Annotated in this window: 22 protein-coding genes and 1 tRNA gene; 6 read left to right on the plus strand and 17 right to left on the minus strand. The window is 43.2% G+C overall.

Annotated features, from left to right (window positions below; all coding sequences use genetic code 11):
• Positions 1 to 84: 84 nt before the first annotated feature.
• The 10 genes from R7D93_RS18995 to rbsD all read right to left on the minus strand — a co-directional run bounded on the left by R7D93_RS18995 (position 85) and on the right by rbsD (position 10038).
• Positions 85 to 993, minus strand: coding sequence for a siderophore ABC transporter substrate-binding protein (locus R7D93_RS18995; RefSeq protein WP_005376635.1), 909 nt, complete (start codon positions 991 to 993; stop codon positions 85 to 87).
• Between the two features lie 163 nt (positions 994 to 1156).
• Positions 1157 to 1837, minus strand: coding sequence for a Crp/Fnr family transcriptional regulator (locus R7D93_RS19000; RefSeq protein ID WP_213904450.1), 681 nt, complete (start codon positions 1835 to 1837; stop codon positions 1157 to 1159).
• Positions 1838 to 1971: 134 nt separating this feature from the next.
• Positions 1972 to 2703: a nucleoside phosphorylase gene (locus tag R7D93_RS19005; protein WP_005373131.1), complete on the minus strand. Its 732-nt coding sequence runs from the start codon at positions 2701 to 2703 to the stop codon at positions 1972 to 1974.
• Positions 2704 to 2713: 10 nt separating this feature from the next.
• On the minus strand, positions 2714 to 3445 hold the full coding sequence (gene pnuC / locus R7D93_RS19010) for a nicotinamide riboside transporter PnuC (protein ID WP_225496009.1): 732 nt from the start codon (positions 3443 to 3445) through the stop codon (positions 2714 to 2716).
• Between the two features lie 499 nt (positions 3446 to 3944).
• Positions 3945 to 4967 carry a substrate-binding domain-containing protein gene (locus tag R7D93_RS19015; RefSeq protein WP_005373138.1) on the minus strand — a complete coding sequence of 341 codons (1023 nt, stop codon included), beginning with the start codon at positions 4965 to 4967 and terminating at the stop codon, positions 3945 to 3947.
• 35 nt (positions 4968 to 5002) lie between these two features.
• A complete protein-coding gene (rbsK, locus tag R7D93_RS19020; protein ID WP_005382617.1) occupies positions 5003 to 5920 on the minus strand; it encodes a ribokinase in 918 nt (305 codons plus the stop codon).
• Between the two features lie 223 nt (positions 5921 to 6143).
• Positions 6144 to 7022 carry a ribose ABC transporter substrate-binding protein RbsB gene (rbsB, locus tag R7D93_RS19025; RefSeq protein WP_005373143.1) on the minus strand — a complete coding sequence of 293 codons (879 nt, stop codon included), beginning with the start codon at positions 7020 to 7022 and terminating at the stop codon, positions 6144 to 6146.
• A gap of 87 nt (positions 7023 to 7109) precedes the next feature.
• On the minus strand, positions 7110 to 8093 hold the full coding sequence (gene rbsC / locus R7D93_RS19030) for a ribose ABC transporter permease (protein ID WP_025767873.1): 984 nt from the start codon (positions 8091 to 8093) through the stop codon (positions 7110 to 7112).
• Positions 8090 to 9595, minus strand: coding sequence for a ribose ABC transporter ATP-binding protein RbsA (gene rbsA, locus R7D93_RS19035; protein WP_225496011.1), 1506 nt, complete (start codon positions 9593 to 9595; stop codon positions 8090 to 8092). Before rbsA ends, rbsC begins: the two co-directional genes overlap by 4 nt.
• A gap of 23 nt (positions 9596 to 9618) precedes the next feature.
• The gene (rbsD, locus tag R7D93_RS19040) at positions 9619 to 10038 is read right to left on the minus strand and encodes a D-ribose pyranase (protein WP_005382620.1); all 420 of its coding nucleotides are present in this window, start codon (positions 10036 to 10038) and stop codon (positions 9619 to 9621) included.
• A 473-nt stretch (positions 10039 to 10511) separates the two neighbouring features.
• Between rbsD and R7D93_RS19045 the strand changes: the two genes are divergently transcribed.
• On the plus strand, positions 10512 to 12872 hold the full coding sequence (locus R7D93_RS19045; RefSeq protein WP_154204298.1) for an EAL domain-containing protein: 2361 nt from the start codon (positions 10512 to 10514) through the stop codon (positions 12870 to 12872).
• Positions 12873 to 13011: 139 nt separating this feature from the next.
• Here R7D93_RS19045 and R7D93_RS19050 read toward each other — a convergent pair whose 3' ends face one another.
• The gene (locus R7D93_RS19050) at positions 13012 to 13587 is read right to left on the minus strand and encodes an imm11 family protein (protein ID WP_017635389.1); all 576 of its coding nucleotides are present in this window, start codon (positions 13585 to 13587) and stop codon (positions 13012 to 13014) included.
• Between the two features lie 858 nt (positions 13588 to 14445).
• Here R7D93_RS19050 and R7D93_RS19055 point away from each other — a divergent pair.
• The 3 genes from R7D93_RS19055 to R7D93_RS19065 all read left to right on the plus strand — a co-directional run bounded on the left by R7D93_RS19055 (position 14446) and on the right by R7D93_RS19065 (position 16282).
• A complete protein-coding gene (locus R7D93_RS19055; protein WP_017633652.1) occupies positions 14446 to 15087 on the plus strand; it encodes a murein L,D-transpeptidase catalytic domain family protein in 642 nt (213 codons plus the stop codon).
• A 326-nt stretch (positions 15088 to 15413) separates the two neighbouring features.
• Positions 15414 to 15872 (plus strand): hypothetical protein, encoded by a 459-nt coding sequence (locus tag R7D93_RS19060; RefSeq protein ID WP_017633653.1) that lies wholly within the window; start codon positions 15414 to 15416, stop codon positions 15870 to 15872.
• Positions 15873 to 15958: 86 nt separating this feature from the next.
• Positions 15959 to 16282: a hypothetical protein gene (locus R7D93_RS19065; protein WP_005373158.1), complete on the plus strand. Its 324-nt coding sequence runs from the start codon at positions 15959 to 15961 to the stop codon at positions 16280 to 16282.
• Positions 16283 to 16406: 124 nt separating this feature from the next.
• On the opposite strand, the gene R7D93_RS19070 is transcribed toward R7D93_RS19065, so the two are convergent.
• The 3 genes from R7D93_RS19070 to R7D93_RS19080 form a co-directional block, all read right to left on the minus strand.
• A complete protein-coding gene (locus R7D93_RS19070; RefSeq protein ID WP_017633654.1) occupies positions 16407 to 17087 on the minus strand; it encodes a DedA family protein in 681 nt (226 codons plus the stop codon).
• A 50-nt stretch (positions 17088 to 17137) separates the two neighbouring features.
• Positions 17138 to 17518: a hypothetical protein gene (locus R7D93_RS19075; protein WP_017633655.1), complete on the minus strand. Its 381-nt coding sequence runs from the start codon at positions 17516 to 17518 to the stop codon at positions 17138 to 17140.
• Positions 17519 to 17662: 144 nt separating this feature from the next.
• Positions 17663 to 18181, minus strand: a complete 519-nt coding sequence (locus R7D93_RS19080) for a DUF4136 domain-containing protein (RefSeq protein ID WP_005382627.1) — start codon at positions 18179 to 18181, stop codon at positions 17663 to 17665.
• Between the two features lie 371 nt (positions 18182 to 18552).
• On the opposite strand from R7D93_RS19080, the gene R7D93_RS19085 reads away from it, so the two are divergent.
• Positions 18553 to 18627, plus strand: a tRNA-Gly gene (locus R7D93_RS19085).
• Positions 18628 to 18643: 16 nt separating this feature from the next.
• Here R7D93_RS19085 and R7D93_RS19090 read toward each other — a convergent pair.
• Both R7D93_RS19090 and R7D93_RS19095 read right to left on the minus strand, forming a co-directional pair.
• Positions 18644 to 19501: a sterol desaturase family protein gene (locus tag R7D93_RS19090; RefSeq protein WP_025998538.1), complete on the minus strand. Its 858-nt coding sequence runs from the start codon at positions 19499 to 19501 to the stop codon at positions 18644 to 18646.
• A gap of 7 nt (positions 19502 to 19508) precedes the next feature.
• Complete coding sequence (locus tag R7D93_RS19095; protein ID WP_017633657.1) at positions 19509 to 20519, minus strand: DUF2804 domain-containing protein; 1011 nt, start codon at positions 20517 to 20519, stop codon at positions 19509 to 19511.
• 305 nt (positions 20520 to 20824) lie between these two features.
• Here R7D93_RS19095 and gdhA point away from each other — a divergent pair, with 305 nt between their 5' ends.
• The gene (gene gdhA / locus R7D93_RS19100; protein ID WP_213867661.1) at positions 20825 to 22177 is read left to right on the plus strand and encodes an NADP-specific glutamate dehydrogenase; all 1353 of its coding nucleotides are present in this window, start codon (positions 20825 to 20827) and stop codon (positions 22175 to 22177) included.
• Between the two features lie 75 nt (positions 22178 to 22252).
• Here the strand turns inward: gdhA and R7D93_RS19105 are convergent, their stop codons facing one another.
• Positions 22253 to 22720: an OsmC family protein gene (locus tag R7D93_RS19105; RefSeq protein WP_053304737.1), complete on the minus strand. Its 468-nt coding sequence runs from the start codon at positions 22718 to 22720 to the stop codon at positions 22253 to 22255.
• Positions 22721 to 22798 lie beyond the last annotated feature (78 nt).

Below are 22798 nucleotides of genomic sequence, written 5' to 3' on the forward strand. Positions count from 1 at the left end.
GCCACCCCAACAAATAACGAAACCGTGCTTAAAACCACAAGGGTTAGCAATAACTTCTTCAAAGTTAACCTCTGCTATCTTGGATTACAGTTCAACGGTTTGCTTTATCTCACTGACCATTTTTTCTGTTGCTGTCACACCAGACATCGACAAGTACCACGCGTCCACATCTAAATAAGTGATTTTATGATTTTTATATGCCGCAGTCGCTTTGACTAAGTCGTTATCCATGGATTTACGAATATCGTTATCCGGCGTACCTGTCAGAGAATTTCGGTCAACCACGAGGATATTTTTCGGGTTAGCTTCACGAATAAACTCATAAGAAATGACATCTCCGTGAGTGCCCGTTTTCACGTGCTCAACCGTTTCCAAGAAGCCAAAGTCGTTATAAATGACGCCAAATCGCGACTGGGCACCAAACGCGCTGATGTTGTCACCCATGCTCAAAATCGTTAGTGCATCATTTTTGTTCGATTGGTTGTAGTCACGGATTGCTTTGAATTGAGCATCTAGCGCTTCAATTTTCTGCTCTACTTTTTCTTCGATATTGAAGATCTTACCAATATTGCGCCATTGCGCTTGCGTGCCTTCCCAATAGCCTTGGTTCTCTTTCGCCGCAAAAACAACTGTAGGGGCAATTTCACTCAGCTCTTCATATTTCGCAGACGCTCGCGGACCAACCAAAATCAAATCCGGTTTTTGCATGTAGATGGTTTCAAAATCAGGTTCAAACAAACTACCCGCAGAGGTGTAGTTATCTTTGCTGTATTTTGAAAGGTAACTAGGAAGATTAGACGAGTTAGATACTGCAACAGGATCGATACCAAAGTTGTCCAGCGCATCTAGCGGGCCAAAGCCAATCACAACCACACGCTCTGGGGATTGTTCTAGCTCTGTTTGACCCATGTAGTGGTCAATCACAACTTTAGCAGCGAAAGAAGGAGAAACAGTAAATAACGACAGCATAGCCGCACCGACGAATTTTTTCATTTTGTTAAGCCTTAATGAGATCTATTATCATACGCGTTCGCAATATAACGCTACTCTTTAATGCATTCAACAAAATTTAAGGTACTTTACATTAGTTACGTTTACTCAAGACTTAGATATATCAAAGACTTATAAAACCCATCAGTTTCAATACCTGGGCGTATCATTCATGCGCTTCAATAAACGCTTTGAGTGCCAGCTCATCAATAATCTCCAAACCGTTGTCCGTTTTTGTAATCAATCCCTTTTCAATCAAGTCCTTAACTGCACGTCGATAGACTCGGCCTGAGGTGCCAAACCGCTCAGCCTCTTGGTTCACTTTATCAAAGCCACCAAGGAGCTTATCCGTCTGATTACGGACGAGAAGATCATAGGCAATGTTGTAAGTAATGGGATGCAACAAACGACTAGTGTAGATATCCATGGAGTCTTGATAATCCTCAGCCAATGCTGAAGCGAAGAACACCATCATTTGGGGATAATTTTGCAGTGCTTCGGTTAGTTTTTGGATACAGATAACATCAACCTGCATATGTTCATCTGCTATCACATTCCATTGACAAGGAGTCCGAGTGAAGAACTCCATTTCACCATAAATATGATAGTCGCAGTTAGCTTCCCCTAATTGAAAACGTCGTCCATTTGCGGCCAATATGTTCATCGAGACTCGACCTACTGGCACAACATACAAGTACTGAAGTTGCTCACCTTGGCGGAGAATTGCTTCCCCAGCATCAAAGTAACGCGAATTTATTTGGCATTGATAAATCAAATCGCGAAAGGTGGCACTCTTTTCTTCAAGGTATGTTTTGAAGCGACCAGTCGGATAAGGGCTGATTTTCATTTTCTGCTCTCTCAGAAAAAGTTACGGACAACTATTTAAGGTGGATTGTACCCCGTAACTCCAAATAAAAAAGCGACAGTGACCTGTCGCTTTACATCTATTCTGTTTATGTGACTTACTGAGATAGAGACTGGCTAACGCTGAGCAACCAAGGCTTCTAATGCCGTAATCGCGGCACTCTTCTCACCTTGCATCATTACTTTGGCCTCATCAACGTACTGACCAACACCTTCTTTCACATCTTGTTGATACAGCACCACGTTGTTTAATATCGAAGCCACATGAAGGCCTCGTAGTCGACCGACCGTAAACAGCGCAGAGGTTTCCATATCGGCACCTAAGATGCCTTTCTTGTTCCAATGTTGGCATATCGCATCCTCGTCATCGGTATAGAAACTGTCGTGAGAACGCACCACACCAAAATGATAATGCACTTTTTGCATCGACAAGTAACGCTCGACTTCCTTTAACAGTGAAAAGCTTGCGTAGGCTGGATAAGACGAATCGACATACGCTTTAGAGCCGCCCTCATCTCTTACCGCGCCTTCGGCAATGATCAACTCGCCAAGATGAATGCCTGATTGCATTGCCCCCGCCGATCCAACGCGTACCACATGAGTCACACCGCACTGTTTTAGCTCTTCCACTGCGATGATCATCGATGGCGCACCTATACCTGTACTACATACTGAAACAGGCTTGCCTTTGTAGTTGCCGGTAAACACACGGTACTCGCGGTTTTCCGACACCATTTCTGCATCATCAAATAATACCGCGATACGATTCGCTCGATCTGGCTCGCCGCATACAATAACGAGGGGAGCGATTTGTGTTTCATCCACTCCGATATGAGGTTGTTTGGCCATTTTTCGTTCCTTACGCAGCAGCGTGCGCTAAGGTTTTATCGCCATTGCGCTTAGCGCTACGAGCCCACTCACGCGTGCCATTGGCAGCGATGAACATAAGAATCGCGTACTGAACAGACATTGCGTAAACACCTTGCGTCGCGTAGATACCCACACTGATCATATTAATCACAACCCATAGAATCCAGTTTTCGACGTATTTACGTGTCATCAGAATTTGTGCAACAACAGAAAGTACTGTCATGGTTGCATCCCAGAACGGGAACGCGTCAGGTTCAAGCACCGGTTCAGCCAAGTCAGCACCAAAGAAATTCAAGCTATCAACAGCAATGTTTGCTAGCGCAAAGAAAAATGGGTCGATATAGATCGTTAATAATGCGATACATGCAACGCTAATAGAGGCAGTAGTAATAAGTTTCTGTTTATTTAACCAGCGAACCTCCAGCGTTTCACCTTGTGCGTTTGGACGAGTCCACGCATACCAGCCGTAAATGTTCGCACAGAAGAAAAACAATTGAAGAAGCAATAATCCGTATAACTGAATTTGAAAAAAGATAACGGCAAAAAGCGTGACATTCAGCAAACCGAATAAGTAGTTGATGGTTTTTTCTTGGCTGGCAAACCAAATGCAAAGCAGTCCAAAAACGGTACCGAAAGCTTCGATCCAGCTCATTGCGTAGCCGTCGCCAATCGGAATGTTAACGAGAGTATTATTAATATCGAGTAAGGCAAAGAGGTCCATAACATTTCCTTTATTATTTTGTTTGGAATACGCTTATATTAGAGCGTGATCCCCAACAAAAAGGAGGACATTTGTCCTCCTCTTGATGCACTCGATCATAATTCAGTTCAATGTTTACTTGAAAGCAATAAATGATGCTATTGAACGGTGTTGGAAATAGACGTGCCTATGAGTCCAAGCCTAGATAGCGTTTTTTGAATGCAGAAGCTGATGCAAATAAAGCTGACGCCAAAAGTGTAATAATAAAGCCAATTGCGTACTCAAATGCTTCATTAACCAGTAGCTGATAGCAGCTCACAAAAAAAATCAATACAACTGTAATAACATTAACTCGGTGAAACCAAGGGTGTTTTACAGATAACTTAGCGTAACCTTTTGATAACATTTGACTAATCCGCCAGACAACAATTAATAGTTTTATTTATAATCAACGACGATAGTAAGGCTTTATCGTATAAAGAGAAACGACTTTTTTAATTTTTTAGCTCAACATCACACGTCATTCAGTGAGGTTTGACTTTAACCTCTTGACGCTTTTTCGTTCCACTAGAGTCGGCTCTAATTGTACGACCTGTGCCTCTGTTGATTTTTCATCCAACTTTCGGACAAGAGTCTCAACGGCAGCCTGCCCCAAACGGTACTTAGGCTGATGAATGGTAGTTAGCGATGGCGACATAAATTTCGCGATATGGATGTCATCGTAACCAATAATGGATAGGTCGTCCGGCACTTTAATACCGAGCTCATTTGCGGCGTTAATCACACCCATCGCCATCATATCGTTAGAGACGAAAATCGAGCTGGGTAATGCGCCACGCTGAGCCATTTTTTTGAACGCTTGATACCCACCCTCACATTCGAAGTCAGACTCAATGATCCAATTGGCATTAAATTCCAAGCCAGCTTCGTTCATTGCTCGCTTATAACCTTCGTATCGCATTTGCGCTTGGTGTTTAATCAAAGGGCCAGTGATGCACCCAATTTCGGTATGGCCGCAATCAATTAAGTATTTCGCCGCTAAGTAACCGCCACGAAGTGAGTTGTCTTGGATTTTATCACTTGTAAATAGCATCGGCCCCCAGTCCATTACCACTACTGGGATATCTGGGTAACGCTCAAATACATCGATACGCTCTCCTTCTAGCGACGAACACATCAAAATCAAACCATCGACACGCTTTTGCAATAGCGTATTAATGGATTGACGCATACGTTCGTTATCACCCTCGGTGTTACATAAAATGAGGCTGTAGCCTTTTTGGTAGCAGCTGCGTTCGACGCCTTTTACGACTTCGCCAAAGAATGGGTTGGTTGAGGTTGTCACGAGCATACCAATGGTTTTGGTACGATTAACTTTGAGGCTACGCGCCAACGCAGAGGGCGCGTAGTAGTTAAGCTCTTTTGCGGCATTGTTAACGCGTTCAGAGATCTCTTCGCTCACAAAACGCGTCTTGTTAATAACATGGCTCACTGTTGAAGTGGAAACCCCTGCCAGTTTTGCGATGTCTTTCATCGTCGCCATGTTACTACTCCTATTTTAATGAGGCGTTATGCGCCTTATTGTTCAGCGAGAAACGCGTCCACCTCTTCGCGGGTTGGAATCGACGTTTGCGCGCCAAAGCGGGTCACAGAAATTGCAGCCGCCGCATGTGCAAACTTAATCGCTGATTCTAAAGGTAAATCTTCTAGGAGACCAGTGACGAATGCCCCATTAAATGTATCGCCCGCTGCGGTAGTATCCGTCGCTTCAACGCGGAAACCCGAGATGATTTCGCCTCGACCGTTTTGGCTTAGCCAAACGCCTTTTGCACCGAGTGTGATCATGACAATTTCTATACCTTTACCATGTAGCACATTCGCCGCTTCTTGCGCGCTTTCGTTGTCTGTTACAGTAATACCTGTCAGAACTTCAGCTTCCGTTTCATTTGGTGTAATCACGTCAATGCAAGACAGTAATTCATCTGACAGTTCGCGAGCTGGCGCTGGGTTCAGAATGACATTGGTTTTGGCATCTTTCGCGATTCGCGCAGCTTTCTCAATGCCGCACATCGGCGTTTCCAATTGCATTAGCAAGTAATCTGCTTGGCGAATACGCTCTAAATCTGGCTCAATCGCTTCTGCTGTCAGTTTGGCGTTCGCTTCAGCTGAAATGCAAATGCTGTTCTCACCACTGTCCGACACTTGAATCATCGCGATACCTGTCGGGCAATTTGGCTGCATCTTCACACCTGTGATATCGATGCCGTCCATTTTGAAGTTTTCGCGAATGTTAATGCCGAATGAGTCGTCGCCCACACAAGCGATAAAACCGATGTCTGCATTTAATCGCGCCGCCGCGACGGCTTGGTTGGCACCTTTGCCACCTGGGATAACTTGATAGTTGCGACCATGCAGCGTCTCGCCTGGGCGAGGGAAAGAAGGCACTTGAAGAACATGGTCAGCGTTTACACTACCTAACACCACTAACTTATTCATACGGTTATCCTCGGTTCTGAATGAACCCTTTTAAAAAACTGTTTAGGAAAATACATTAGATGACTTTAACTTCTCTTCCTGATGAAGGAGTCTCGATAAAAAGCCAAAGGCATCTATACCCCACACTTTGCAGTATTTTGGGTAAGTTTGCCCTCACCTCCTAAACGACAGATATAAACGGAGGAGAGAGCAAAAATTAGGATGATTTATTGGAACTTGAAACTTACTTAGTGACTACTTTTAGTGGTACTGGGATGTACTCTTCTACTTCTTCACCTTTCAAAACTTTGTCAGCCGTTTCAACACCTAAAGCACCGATAAGGTCTGGTTGCTGAGCAATAGTTGCCGCTAGTTTGCCACGGTTAACTGCTGCAATGCCGTCTTCCGTACCATCAAAACCAACGATAACGACATCTTTGCCAGAAGCTTGAACTGCGCGAAGTGCACCTAGCGCCATTTCATCATTCTGTGCAAATACCGCTTGTACATCCGGGTTAGCCGCTAGCAGGTTTTCCATTACGTTTAGACCTTTTGTGCGGTCAAAGTCAGCTGGTTGGCTAGCAAGAAGATCCATATCGCTGCCCTTCACGGCATTCATAAAGCCTTCACCGCGCTCACGCGCTGCCGATGTGCCCGCAATACCTTCAAGTTGAATGACTTTTGCTTTTTCGCCTACTTTTTCCATGATGTAGTGGCCTGCCATTTCACCACCAATTACGTTGTCCGACGCGATGTGACTCACGACTTCACCACGGCTTGCACCACGGTCTAATGTCAACACAGGGATCTTAGAACGGTTCGCCATACGAATTGCATTAGACACTGCATCAGAATCCGTTGGGTTGATAAGAATTGCTTTTACGCCGCGAATACTTAAATCCTCGATGTTCGACAGTTCTTTACTCGGGTCATTTTGCGAGTCCAGTACAATTAAGTCGTACCCCAATTCTTTCGCTTTTGCTTCCGCACCGTCTTTCATCGTTACGAAGAACGGGTTGTTTAGCGTCGAAACCACAATCGCCATGGTATCTTGAGCTTGCGCCGCTACCGATACGGTTGAAGAAAGAAGTGCAGCAGAGATAAGAGTTGCAAGTTTTTTCATCGTTCTAGTCCTTTGTGTAGGGTGAGCCAGTACACGTCCCCTGACTCGGTTTGTATTCACTGTTTTATATATACAGATTGTTATGAATTACTTGTTTTTGTTGTCTACCAATACCGCAAGCAAGATAACCACTGCTTTTGCAATCATTTGGTAGTAGGAAGAAACATCAAGTAGGTTAAGTGCATTGTTCAAGAAACCGATGATCAGCGCACCAATCAAGGTACCCATGATACGACCTTTACCGCCCATCAAGCTGGTACCGCCAAGAACAACCGCTGCGATAGCGTCTAGCTCGTAGCCCATACCCGCTGTTGGCTGCGCCGAAGAAAGACGAGACGTTACAATAATGCCTGCAAGCGCTGCTAACATACCGCAGATGGCGTAGACACCAATCTTCACTCGGTCTACATTGATACCTGATAGGCGAGTCGCAGACTCATTGCCGCCTAGTGCGTAAACATAGCGACCAAAGCGCGTGTGGTTAAGTAAATACCAAGCCGCTGCAAACACAACCACCATTAACCAAACAGGAACCGGAATGCCTAGCGCGTAGCCAGTACCAAACCATGCGAACGCATCCGCGGTGTCAGTAAAGCCTGTCGAGATTGGTCGACCTTCGGTGTACACCATGGTCACACCACGTAGTAACGTCATGGTAACCAGCGTAGCGATAAATGCCTGCACCTTGCCCTTCGCAATAATGATACCGCTGATCGCACCTAACGCTGCGCCCGCAAGTAAAGCAGTGGGAACCGCCACCAGCACCGGGACTTCAAGCGCAATCATGCTTGCCGCAAAGGCACCACACAACGCCAATACCGAACCAACACTTAAGTCGATGCCTGCTGTTAAAATAACTAATGTCATACCCACTGCGATAATGGCATTCACGGAGGTTTGACGAAGAATGTTGAGAATGTTGTCGACCGTAAAGAAGTTCGGGTTCAAAAATGACACAACAACGATCAGAAAGATCAGAGCTATCAGTGATTTTTGTTCAATCAGCCACTCTTTTGTGAACAACTTCTTGTTGCCAGTTTCGGTTGGTTTGCTCATGGTATTCGTACTCATGCTGCTTCCTCATTGATCTCTTTGCCTACGGCACAGGCGAGTAATTTTTCTTGATCGGCGTCTTTCGCATCAAATTCGCCAGTGATACGACCTTCATGCATCACTAAAATACGGTCGCTCATGCCGAGCACTTCAGGCATCTCGGAAGAAACCAAGATGATGCTCATGCCTTCGGCCTTAAACTTGTTGATGAGCTGATAAATCTCTTTTTTTGCTCCGACATCAACACCACGTGTCGGCTCATCCAGAATCAGAACTTTAGGCTTCGTCATTAACCCTTTCGCTATCGCAACTTTTTGCTGGTTACCACCAGATAAGTTGCCGATGATTTGATCTCGCGTTGGGGTTTTAATGTTGAATAACTTAATAAAATCTTCCACAGCAATCACTTCGTCGCTGTGTTGAATCTGGAAGCCTTTGGTCAGCTGGTTTAGCGAACAAAGTGACATGTTCTCCTTAACCGAAAGACCTAAAACCAAACCATCGCCTTTGCGATCTTCAGAGATGTAAGCGATACCATTTGCCAAACCATCTTGCGGGCTAACCGGGTTAATAGTTTTGTTATCAAGATTGATAACACCATGCTCACTAGGTAATGCGCCGTAAATGACTTTCATGAGTTCAGTGCGGCCTGCGCCCATCAAGCCAGAAATTCCAAGAATCTCACCACGCTTGAGAGTAAAGCTCACATCCTGAACGCCAGACCCAGTCAAACCAATGACTTCAAGACAAGTTTCGCCATGTTGGACATCAATACGTGGATATTGCTCTTCTAATTTTCGGCCAACCATCATTTCAATTAGGCCATCTTCATCAGTGTCGGACACCTTGCACTCACCGATAAACTTACCATCACGAAGCACGGTAATGTCGTCACAGATTTCAAAGATTTCTTTAAGACGATGCGAGATGTATACGATGCCGCATCCTTGCTCGCGAAGCTCATTAATCACTTTAAATAGTGATTCCGTTTCGGTAAAGGTCAATGCGTCCGTTGGCTCATCCATAATGATGACTTTCGACTCAAACGAAAGTGCCTTTGCAATTTCCACCATTTGTTGTTCACCAAGGCTTAAATCGCCAAGCAATGTTTTTGATGAGTGCTTTACATTCAGACGTTTTAAAAGCTTGTCAGCTTCGTCATACATTTTGCCCCACTGGATACGCCCTAAGGAGCCAGTGAACTCTCGTCCCAAGTAAATATTTTCGGCAATCGTCAGTTCAGGAATCAGGTTCAGCTCTTGGTGAATAATGCTAATACCAGCTTCCTGTGAATCGCGTGGCCCTTTAAAGGCCGCCGGCTGACCTTGATATTGAATGCTCCCCGCATCCATGTGGTAAATGCCTGTCAACACCTTCATTAACGTTGACTTGCCTGCTCCATTTTCACCCATCAGCGCCATAACACGGCCTGGATAAACATTCAGGCTTGCTTTGTCGAGTGCTTTTACGCCCGGAAACGCCTTCTCAATTTCGCTTAGTTGTAGAATGGCTTGAGTCATAATCTGTCCTCAATATCTCTGGCTTAAAAAACCACGCCCGCTTGGAAAATAACGTTCGCATATGGCGAGCATTCGCCCGTTCTTACGATAGCGCGACTTTGGGCCGTGCGTGCTTTAAACGCTTCATGTGACACGTAGCTCACCTCAATAGATTTGCCCGTTTCTTCACTCTCTTTGCTCAGTTCGTTGAGCAACGCTTCATGCAAAACTGGGCTTGCATCAGAGAACTCTTCCGCAATGATGACCCCTTCGATTTGGGACTCAGATAGAATTACGCGAACAGTATCAAGAAAACTTGGTACCCCATGCGTTAGCGCCAAATCGATTCGCTGAACATGCTCTGGGATTGGTAGACCAGCATCACATATCGTGATCTCGTCGGTGTGGCCTAGCGTCGCCACCAAGTAAGAAATATCTGAGTTAATTAGGGTACTTTTTTTCATCTCATCGACCTTTCGGTTACACGTTCATACAACCATGAGCGCCTGTTTTAAAGTGTTTTCGTTATTAACAGAAAACTCATCGAAACGTTTCGATGAAATAATAATTCGTCATCGCAATTTGACCAGTGTGAGATCGATAAGGTGTGAGAATGATCTGTAATTCAATTGTCATTGAATAGGAAAAGTGCACTTGAGTCACACTTTATCATCGAAACGTTTCGATGACGGTATTTCCCTGTCATTACGGTTAGGTTTTATACAGGGAGGAAGGAAAAGAGACGTCCAACTACTGAGAAAACCTCTAGTTAATAAGCTCGAAACCTTTCACGTCATCACAATTCTTAGATAGCTGCCTGATTTTGGAGAACGCTCACCTTACAATCTGGTTACAATTTGCCAAAACACATCATCCGTTCAGTACCTTACCTGGTACGCGACGTTTGTAGGGACACAAACGGAAACTAAGAACCATAATGAAGTTAAGCAATAGAGTCATTTTGCTTGTCGCGCCAGTGATCTTATTAAGCGCGTTAGTATCTAGCTATATTATTTATAGCATTCAAAAAGTGACGCTCATCAAGCGGGAAGACAGCTATATTCAGTTGCAAATGGAAAAGCTCGCCGGGCAGTTTCGACAAGCGAATATTTTTCTTAATAGTTATGCCTATACGCTCAGTAAAAGTGATGTATTACAAGACTATTTGGTTAATCATAACAACCCCTATCGTGAACGAGTCTTGTTTAACCGATTAGACGAGACCGCTGAAGTATTGAGCCATGGTTACAAAGGCGATGCGAGCATGGCGATCCTCGACGGCAAACAAAACCTTCTCTACTACACAGAAAACAAATATTACGAATCATCAGGTGTGGTCGACCCAAAGGTGTTAGAGTACATATCACGAAGTTTCAATGAGAGAGAGGCTTTCAGTCACACTGGCTTTATTTATAACTCCAGTGGACAAAGCATTCTTCTTCAATATGAGGTCGTCGACAAAAGAACGGGGACTCACCCTTTGAGCTTTGACTCAAAAAATGTGTTTTTTGTGGTAGTTTCCGTATCACTTGAAGCCTTTAACGAGATTAAGCATGAAATCGAGTTTGACACGCACAGCGTGATTACTTTCGCCGACAAACCCATTTATCTTGATATTCCTCTCGCTCAAACCATTGAGCTGCTGCCGCACTTTTATGCCGTGCTTTCTCCTGCCGAATATTTAATGTGGAATAAAGTCGATAAAGTGTGGCTAGAACTTGCTTTCTCCTTTGGCGTAGCGGCGTTTTTCACTATCACATTAATCATTTTGGTGTTGTACCGCTATGTGTTGCGCCCTGTCTCTCGACTTGATAAGCAGCTGAACGAACTTGAATCTAATCAACGTGACAATATTGAAAAGCTAGAAACAAACGATGAAATAGGGCGCCTCTCTGCACGCTTTTTTGATATGTATGAGGAACTTAATGTCATCTATAAAAAGACAAAACGCCTAGCTGAAACGGATCACCTGACGCAACTCGCCAATCGCCATCGTTTTCATGAGCTTGCCACTCGTGAACTTATCTCCCCTTCGCAGTTTCTGTGGGTTGTTTACGTCGATCTTGATAACTTTAAATACGTGAATGATAAATACGGGCATGAATTGGGAGATAACTTATTAAAAGTGTTCTCATCACACATCAAGAATGCTTGTCAAAAGTTCTCGCACGATTACAACAGCCCCTGCTTTGCCGCCAGGTTATCTGGTGACGAATTTGCAATTTTGCTGAGCTCAAATCAAGAGGTAAAACGCTTGCCTGATTTGCTTGCATCAGAGTTACTAAAACCGATTAGTAATCTCAGTTCATCTTGGAGTAATTCATTTCCCGTTACGGCAAGCGTAGGTATTGCACAATATCCTCAAGACGGTACTGACATCGCGAAGTTACTCTCCAGTGCCGATGCGGCTATGTATCAAGCAAAACGGGCAGGGAAAAATCAATACGCCTATTATTCAGCCGCTCTCAATATTGAGTCTCAAAGACGAAGTCAACTTGAACGTGCGCTCCGAAAAAGCAATGTAGAGGAAGAATTTCACCTTGTTTTTCAACCCTATATGAACAATCGAAGCAACGAAATTGAGGGGTTAGAAGTCTTGTTGCGCTGGGAAGCCGAAGGTATCGGCCCTATCCCTCCAAAGGAGTTTATTCCAATTGCAGAGCAAGCCGGATTATTTGATAAAATTGACCGCTGGGTTTTCGCCAATGCAACGGCGGAATACCATCAATTAAGGAATATTTTCGGTAAGGATATTGTTCTTTCGGTCAATCTTTCATCAGCAGAGCTAAACTCGATAGAAATGGCAAACTACATCCATGAACAAGCGACACTGCACAGTGTTAAACCAGAATGTATTGAGATAGAAATAACCGAAACCTTTGCCGCAGAACAACAAGGCACGGCTCTACTTGATGAGCTATCAAAACGTGGCTACCGTCTTGCAATTGATGACTTTGGTTCTGGTTACACATCGTTAACTCAGCTCGTTCAGTATCCGGTTCAAAAAATCAAATTTGATCGAGAGTTCCTCGTTACATTGATGAACACCAACAACGGCCATGTGATCAAACCTATTATTGAGCTATGCCATGCCCAAAATAAAACGGTTACAGCAGAAGGTATTGAACACAATATGATGCATGAATGGCTATCGGCATACCGCTGCGACTATATGCAAGGCTATTTATTTGGCAAACCAATGACTAAAGAACAATTGAGCTTGTGGTGGCAATCGGCAAATGACGACAGTCGATTTGATGCGTCCATGGTCAGCTCAATTAGGGTTTCAAGAACATAAGTTAAGGGGAGAAGTACAGCAGTCACAACTGTGGCGGCTGTATTTAGCTGTATATGAGCTTCATTGATAGATGCTCAGCTTTTGTTCCCCCATACCTATATCTATGACTTTAGTTGAGTAAATTACTATTTATTCGTTTTTAAACCAGCACTTCCTTGAAATCCAAACCGGTCAAATTCAGCGCTTTGACGCTATCGTACAAGCCACCTTTTTTGTCCGTGCAAAACGTTCTGAGCCCAGCACCTTTTACTCTGAACAAGTCAGACTCATTAACGGCTTCTCTATTCAAAACGAGTTTCTTAAACGGTCTAGCACGACTTAGCTTACCATGACGAAGATTATACTCGGTAGCAGAGGTATCAATGGCATCAATTTGAGTGACAATGTTTAATGCTCGCCAAGGCTTTCCTTGTAGATTTAATGGTAAAAATTCGACATTCTCGCTCAACACATCGAGCTTATCCGCAATAGAAGCGGATACAGCAAGAGTAAAAGATCCCCATGCTGCAATATCAGGCCTGGGCAATGGCTTTTCACCCATAACGTCTAACCATTCAATATCAATACTTTTCCAACTGGCTTTAACAGACTCTCCATAGAGTTGGATAGGTTTGCTTGCCGTTACTTGAAGAGACATTTCCAATGGCGACTCTTGCAACATTGCAAAATCATTAACATTGGGAGTGACAATAAACACTTTATTAAATGCTGTCATAACCGTCCTTAAATAATTTTGAGCGTTTTTCTTAATGAGACGAGCGCTTTCACACCAAACCAAACCAAACCAAACATAATAGATAGAGTTTACTTTCATGTTCAAAAATTTAATGAATTAATATCTGGCGCTCTTATCTTTTAATTTCGAAGTTTTATTATTTATATATTTTAATCCACACGATAGAATTATTTTTTCAATTTTTACTATGTACCCTTCCTTATGTAATCGAATAAATTAGAGAATAAACAATAGCACGCGTCACTTCACTTTTGTCGAGCTCATCACTCTCACTTAAACGACACATTCACAAGTTCAATTTTTGAACGACTTAGACTTAGCTTTGTCAATCGTGAATTAAAAACAACCGATTCACCGCTGTTTTACTGCCTTTTCTTACCACCCTGTTGTTTATTCATACATTATAAATGCACTTATACACATAACGATTCGGCGTTACGATTTGTTACGAGTTAAATCACAAACTTTTGAGGTATTGGATAAAGCGTAGAAAAAGAAAACACATTGAAATAAAAAGAGTTTCTAAAGTACGAAAAATAAAACGCCGTTTTTATAAATTAGCAACTTCACAAATATCCTTAAACACAGTTTTATTAATTACATATATCAGATATTATTTACGCCGAAGTTTATAGAAATCATCGTTAAACTTCATATTTTTTATAAGTTTCAATTAGTTAGTTTTTAACTCGAAAACTTATCGTCAACCCAATATCAAGCACCTAAGCGTGCAATAAGAAACATTGGGAATAGAATTATATTGATGTGCATGTTGTTTTAACGAATGCATGAAGCAATCGGTAAATTTGTAACACCATAGAGTTTTATTTAGCCAAGATGAAAAAATTAATTATATTATTTACATGTGCGCTGTTGTCTGTATCACCTTTTGCTTTTGCAAAACAATCAGATAACGAACCCAGGGATCATTTACGACCAAAGCAAGTTGAACATGTGTTTAAACAAGCCAAGCTAGATGGCATAGTAGACTTTAAGTTGTTCAGTGACGCTTACATCGCTTATCAGAAGACACCCGATAGAAAGAAGTCGGTACTAACGATCATCGACTATAGTAAACCATCAACTGAAAAGCGTTTTTATGTGGTGGATTTAGATAAAAAGAAGCTAATCTACAATACGTATGTTTCTCACGGCGTGAACAGCGGAAAGAAAACAGCGACACAGTTTTCAAATGTCGTGAACTCGCGAAAAACATCATTGGGCACTTTTTTGACTGATACCACTTACTACGGCTCAAATGGCTATTCACTTCGATTAGATGGGCTAAGCTCTGGATTAAACGACAAAGCTCGCGAGCGTTACATTGTCGTGCACGGTGCCGATTACGCAAACCCTTCCTTCATCAAGAAGAATGGATACCTCGGACGCAGTTGGGGTTGCCCTGCTTTGCCAGAGAAGTTGTCTCGCGAGATCATTGACACCATAAAAGGCGGCAGCGTTATTTACGCAAGCGCATAATATCGATGCGACACATATGGGGAAGAAAAAGAAGATTCTATTTCTTCCCTAGTAATAATCCTGTTAGCTTAATCGTCCTGTGCAACGACTCTCTTTCCATTTTCGCTTACTCGAAAGCGAAAATTATTGTGTTATTCGCTGATATACCTAAGTGCGATCAGAAAACTCTGTTCATCCCCCTTCCATCTCGTTAGTATACGCTGAGTTGATCAGACACTGGCTTTCATCGTTATCATAGTTCCACTAAGATTCCTTAATCATGGTGGGTAACTGTGGCTTTATATGTTTAGGGTTACTTCTTGCGTTATCTACACCGTATATTATTGATGCTTTCTTTGTCCCTGCTCTCAGGGCTCATCACAGCTTCATATGCGCATGAGTGGCACCACACCAAACATTACACTTCCGAGCGCTTACTTAAACTCTCACAACAAGACGATTTTGAGCTAGCACACACTGATTTTCATGCCTCAGCTTCTCTGAGCTCTTGGGGTTCAGAAAGTTACTACCTACATATAAAGCGCGAGTTGTTCGGACTTGTCTCCTGTCGCCGAACATCAGCTACTGATGGCGTTTTATCATCAGATTTTACTCCTGATTATTTTTTACTTATTGCTTTCTCTTCTCCACCACTACTGGAGTTGGCAAAACAAGCATCTCGCTTACCTCTAGACAGTTATGGCGGACTCATGAGTCAACGCTCTCTTTATCGCCTCTCAGGAAGAAAGGAAGCGAACTTAATGTACGTCTTTACTCATGGTCGCAACGCCTTCTCTGTTGTTTAACTTTTTATGACATACAGAGAACACGAAAATGTAACGATAAGAACCAATATGCCCATTGTTACTAGAACCAATTTGAGGTCCATATAATGACAAGAATCGCTACAACCATCGCACTAGCATTACTATTTGCAGCGGGCTCAACCTTAGCAAACACAGAAACTAAGCCAGAAGAAATGAGTAACGACACTCTGTTAGAGTGTGCCAACGTTTCTAACGCACGTATTGCAGTTCCGGAACACAGAGCGATGTTCAGACACTACTTAATGTCTGAGAGAGACTACAGCTTTGACCAGCTATCGTCTGCCGAACTTGAATTTAAAGCAGCAGATAAGAATGAGTCTGAAGTAGAGAACATCTACAAGTCTCAGTGCAAAGAAGTTGGCGAATACTTATATAGCATTGGCTATTAAATTCGAAACCCTAACGACACTCAAAAAGAAAGGCGCAATGTATGCGCCTTTCTTTTTACTGATAAAAACCTGTCGATTAGATGTCTAATCTGCATACAAGCTTAAAAGTGCAAATCAAGTAAACTTACTGAGAAAACTCAGACACATCCTTGGGTTTACAGAACGCTCGACGTGCTTTAACAAACAAGAAACTAAGCACTCCAATCACAAGAGTAATTATTGGTGCCGCCATTAATAGCATTGTGATTGCTTTGCTCATATTTTCCGGTAGCAAAGGAAGTAATGAACCAAAACCGCATAATATCAGCGTCCATAAAATCGCACTCAGCCACGCAAAGTAATGGAATTTACTAATACGTTTCACTCGCAACCCCATCATTAATGGCAATAGGGAACGAACAACCGGAATAAACCGCGCGCACAAAAGCGCAACCAATCCATGTTTACTGAGTAATACGTCGACTTGTTCCAAACGCTTTTGAGGAACCGCACTCACCCAGCCTTGGACCTTAGGTAAGCGATTTAGCCACTTGCCTTGTAAATAAGCCGCCCAACTTCCCAACCCCGCACTAACAGCTATTACCAACATGATCATAATTGGGTCAAGGACGCCAACCGCCGCCAGCGTACCGGATAATACGACGACACTGTCGCATGGGAAAGGTGCAGCAGGAATAAAACCACTTTCCAAAAAGATACTCACAGCAACAACAAAATAAACCAAACCTGCACTGCCTGGCGCCATTAACGCCGTGAAATCTTGATGCCAAAAAGCACTCAAGACCTGAATGATCGAATCAAACATAAACCGCTCCTAAGCATAATTAACCAAAAGTTGCAAAAACATGGAATGTGTTAGCGAGCATGTATAAAGCGGTATATGAAATTCGACTCTTTTCTCACGCCGATTCTGTATTTAGAGTGAGTAAAAATACTTTCAATACAACAACCTAAAGCCTCATTACCGATGCGTTTTAGCCGCTTCATCGAGTAAATTGCCGAACGATGCGCCCACCATGCTACATCAAGCATTTCAAACCATTCGGGTTCTACATCGTCGTTCGAGCTCATTTCCTTAGCATGGATAACCCTCAATATATTCCGGCTGTTTAAACTCGGATAGTCTTGTTGTATTGGAGAGATAGGATGTTCTGAAAAGTGCTTCGACTTAGCGTCAACAGCGATATTCTGGTTATGAAAGGAAAGAAAATTTGGGTGTGAGTGCGCCAGGCTCATGCTCGGAGCCAACAAGCAGAAAAGTAGTCCGAGTAAAGCAATCAGGGTCGTACGCACAAAGGTAACCAAAACCAAAATAATAAGTTCTTTTAACCCTGTGCGTAACTATTGGCAATTAGTATTCTTAATCGTTAAGAATACTAATTATTTTTCACCGTAAGGGTAGCTTTCAAACATCTTCGCGATTTCTTCTTGGATGAGAGATTCTCTTTTCTCAGAGCTCATTGACTCAGACAGTTTACGACTTGAAACGCCTTTCCAAACGACTTGATTAGCCTTTGCATCAACCAGTTCAACCACCAACTTCCCATACTTACGTTCTTTATATCTTTCTGGGCTTGAAGTGATCACTCCAAAGCTATTCCAGCCATAGCCAAAGCTCACCGACGATCCTGAAGAAACAAGCTCGGATTCTTCTACGATATCATGATGTACGTAAAGGTCACCGCCACTATTTACCTTAATTAAACCCTTACCCTCAAGCTGTTCAGCAAGCCCTTGCTCAATACGTCGACCATCAATACTGGTAGGAGCTTCCGCCTGAGCACCGAAGTCAAACGTTCTGTAAGCTGAAAAGTCGGCTTGTTTATCTACATCGGTTGTAACGGTAGTACAAGCAGATACCAGCATCACCACCAGCCCTAATATCAAACCTCTCATCATGTTAAATCTCCTTTGGTTAAGCTGACTGTTTCAGCAGAATTACCCTGTGTTATACATACGCATCAACAGTAAAAAGTAATCATTTCAATATCTAGTCTTGACCATGAAACGTGACTGTTCAATAAACGAGATTAACCTTTACACAGAAAATCTTGAATATCATCAACATCTAAACACCTAAGAATTCGGTGTTTACGACCTAATTGGAAGCCCCTAGGCTTAGTAGCGGAATCGCGAGTGCCACAAAAAACCAGAGACAATGAACACTTTAACATCAGTCCGCTACTTTTTTAGGCAACTGACAAACATTTGATGAGAAAAGACTTTTCTTTTTCGTCCAGTGTGGCATATTAACTGAGTCCTATCGATGCGCGGGCATCGTATAATGGCTATTACCTCAGCCTTCCAAGCTGATGATGCGGGTTCGATTCCCGCTGCCCGCTCCAATCTCTTTATCCCAATTTACTCATAAAAATCCGATGGCGGAGCGAACAAACGGCGGCAGCGTTGTTTCCATGATAAGTTTGGTCGAGTTACGTCATGAAACATGTCTTTCCATTCTGCAAACGTCACGCGGATGGGATTAAAGCTGTTTACAGGTTTAGAAACCCCATATCGAACCGTTTCCACCTCTGGTTCAAACGTTCCGAACATTCGATCCCAAATAATTAATACACCCGCATAATTTTTGTCGATGTACTGACGGTTCACGCCATGATGAACGCGATGATGAGACGGCGTGTTAAATACCCACTCTAGTGGCCCGAGCGAACGAATTGATTGGGTGTGAACAAAAAACTGTAAGCCCAGATTAAACAACACAACGAAGACAACCCATTTTGGCTCAAAACCAATAATCACCAAGGGCAACCAAAAAATCCACATCCCCGCTAGCGGATACATTAAACTTTGACGAAAGGCGGTACTGAAGTTCATTCTTTCCGAACTGTGATGAACAACGTGCGCGGCCCACATCCAACGAATACGATGGCTAGCCCGATGAAACCAGTAATAGAAAAAATCTTGCAGGACAACAAGTAAAAGAAAAGCTGAGACGCTCATTTCGATATCAAACAAACGCCAATCAAACCACCACAAATACAACTGAGCAATCAGTAAACCCGTGAGTATGTCTGTCGCTTGGTGTAAGCCCGCAAGAACAAAATTACACGCTACTTCAGGGAAGTAATACGTCGCGCTTTCAGGCAAGCGTCCCCTTCTTTGTCCGAACCAATATTCGGCAAGCATGCAGAAAAAGAAAACTGGAGCCAGAATCATCAGAAGTAATTCTGGGCGGTCCATCAACTGCGTCCAATCCATTGTGTTTCTACCATTTTGCATAGTGATCTTCAGTAAGACCCATAACTTCTTCTAACTGATGTTTGATGCCATTTCCATCGATAATATAGCCAGAGAAATAACCGATGTACTGACGAAAGTTACTTTTGAGAAGCCAAAAATTTTTCTTCTCTGAGCGTCGATTCAAAGGCGTGAACTGTAAGTTAACTCGTTTATCTTCAGACGTAATATGCCACTTTTGCCCTTCATCACTTCGTGAAAACTGAAACTGCACAGGTTGCAAAAAGTGACGCTGACCATTAATCCACAATACATTTTCGCAATAGCCAGTTTCATTCACGCCAGCTGCCAAGTTCAACCCCAGACGCCTGTCATCCTCAAAGCAATTGATACTCGCCCAGCGCCAACTTGTTTCTCGCCGCATGTACCCAGCGGAAAAATCGTAACCAGCAGCCACCTCTGAAAGATCTTGCTCTTTTCCTAATATGAACAAGTTACCGTCTACTGCTAACGCATTGTGCTTCTGAGTATATGTCCAACCCGCATAACCTGTTGGCGTACACAACATTAATGGCAAACTCATATTTTCTGGACGTAAATAGAGATCCGCATTGACTGACTCTGTCACAAAGTGGACGTGCCAAATACCATCCTTAATAGAAAACTGAACTCTTTTGTTAGCAAGATGGGCAAGACTGCACCAACTGGAAGGCTGAGTTTGATAACCTATATTAAAAGGTTTCAACCATTGTTGCTCAATCAACTTATTCTTTTTAATATCAAACAGGTAGCAAAAGCCGGATGCTAAATACCGTATATCAGCAATCGCTACTCCAATGACGTAATCAGGTGTGACCAAATTGACGAACTGAAACTGCTTATAATCGCGGTAACGGCGCCACTTAGACACCGGCTTATCCATCTCATCGAGGTAGGTAAATTTATCTAGCTGTAACGATGTTGGAATTCCATCAAGGTGGCCAAACGCTGGTAGGCCATTCTGCTGAATAAACGAGTTCAGAACCTTAAGCTCATCCATATAGTTGTCTTTTCACAAGTTATCACACACCAAAACTTTAACATGACGTTAACATGAACAATTTGCGTAACTGCACAACAACATCGACTAAAGTGATTTCTGCTTGTTATATGTGAAACTGATCACTCAACCACCCGCTTACTTAGCTCGCCCTACCTATCTCAACCAACACTGCCTGGGTTAGAAGCTGCACATTCTCATCCGCAGGAAAGACCACTACAACCATTGAATCTTGGTCAAAATCACTATTTAATGGAAATACATTCATATAAACTGATTGCTTATTCACATCAAGGAAGAAATCTATGTCATACATACACGATACTATTGTTGCGTTGCAACACAGTAGCCCTGCGCAAAAAGAATTTTACCAAGCGGTAGAAGAAGTATTAACTTCTCTCGCGCCGGTAATTGAAGGCAATAATAAATATAAGGAACAAGCGATTATCCAGAGGATCGTCGAGCCAGAACGTCAAATCATGTTTCGAGTTCCTTGGGTTGATGATGCTGGAAATGTACAAGTAAACAAAGGTTATCGAGTTGAATTCAACTCTGCTTTGGGGCCGTACAAAGGAGGATTGAGATTCCATCACTCAGTCAATGCGAGCATCATAAAATTTCTCGGCTTTGAGCAAATCTTTAAAAACGCACTGACTGGCCTTCCTATCGGTGGCGGCAAAGGCGGTTCAAACTTCGATCCTAAAGGAAAATCCGACGGCGAGATCATGCGATTTTGCCAATCATTTATGAACGAGTTGTACCGTCACATCGGTCCTGCCACCGATGTACCCGCAGGCGATATCGGCGTCGGGGCGCGCGAAATTGGCTATATGTTTGGTCAATACAAACGATTGACGGGGCGCTACGAAGGTGTGCTTACAGGCAAGAGTCTTCTTTGGGGTGGCTCACTCGCCAGAAAAGAAGCGACAGGATATGGCGCCGTCTATTTTGCAGAATGCATGCTCAACGACCGCAACGATTCATTGAAGGGGAAAACTTGCCTCGTTTCTGGTGCTGGCAACGTGGCTATCTACGCCATTGAAAAACTGTACCATATGGGAGCAACGCCGGTTACATGCAGCGACTCTCGAGGTACGATCTATCATGAGCACGGTATTGATCTTAAGCTCCTCAAACAACTGAAAGAAGTGAATAGAGCAAGCTTAGAAGAATATTTAGAAACTTACCCTGAAGCAGAATACACACCAGAGGGCGACTATCCTAATGAAGGGCATGCTGTTTGGCGATATCAGGCTGATGCTGCCTTCCCTTGTGCGACTCAAAATGAATTAACGTCAGACGACGCACTGGCTCTTATCGAAAACGGATGTATTTTGATTAGTGAAGGGGCGAACATGCCAACCACCCGTGATGCTGCCAATATTATCGTGGACTCAGACATAGCTTATGGGCCTGCCAAAGCAGCCAATGCAGGCGGTGTTGCAACCAGTCAACTTGAAATGGCGCAAAACGCCAGCATGCAAAACTGGACGTTTGAACAAGTGGATAGTCAGTTGCAAACCATCATGAAAAATATTTTCATCAATGCAAACGAAACCAGTAAAGAGTTTGGCCAACCTGGAAATTTAGTTTTAGGCGCCAACATTGCAGGCTTTAGAAAAGTCGCTGATGCAATGATTGAGCAAGGTGTCGTCTAGATGAACGAGCCAGCAGGATGACTGCTGGCTTAATATAACTCTGTAATAGGCCGCGCTTTCGATAAAGAGCTTCACTTAATTCGCAATAAGCGTTGTCACTTCTGTTTTAACGGAGTTGGCGATAAAGCAATTCTCATGGGCCATGTGGTGCAGTTTTTCTAATTGAGATGGTGTCGGTTGTTTTTCACCTGAAAATGTTATCTCAGGGTTTAACGTCACCTTTGATACCCACTCTTTTCCGTTTTCGCCTTTTTCAAGCTCCCCCACCGCTTCATCTAAGTAACTGTCCACAACATAACGTCGCTTTGCTGCAATAGACAGGAAAACGAGCATATGACAACTAGAAAGTGCCGCGACAAACGCTTCTTCTGGATCAACATTTTCTTCTACGGATAGTGGTAATGGTACTACGTGGGGAGATGGAGATGCTGGGACTTGCAACCCTCCATCAAATTGCCAAATGTGTGCCCTACTATACTTATTATCACTAAACTCTTCGCCAGCTTTACGATGCCATTTGATTAAAGCGGAATGCTTACTCATTCTAACTCCCTGATTTTCCGACGACGAATCAACACTATCCGTCCTTGCCACAGTAAACCACAACAAAATGAGTTAAGG

The sequence above is a fragment of the Vibrio sp. YT-15 genome, assembly GCF_033337445.1.
In the GTDB taxonomy this organism is placed as follows: domain Bacteria; phylum Pseudomonadota; class Gammaproteobacteria; order Enterobacterales; family Vibrionaceae; genus Vibrio; species Vibrio alginolyticus.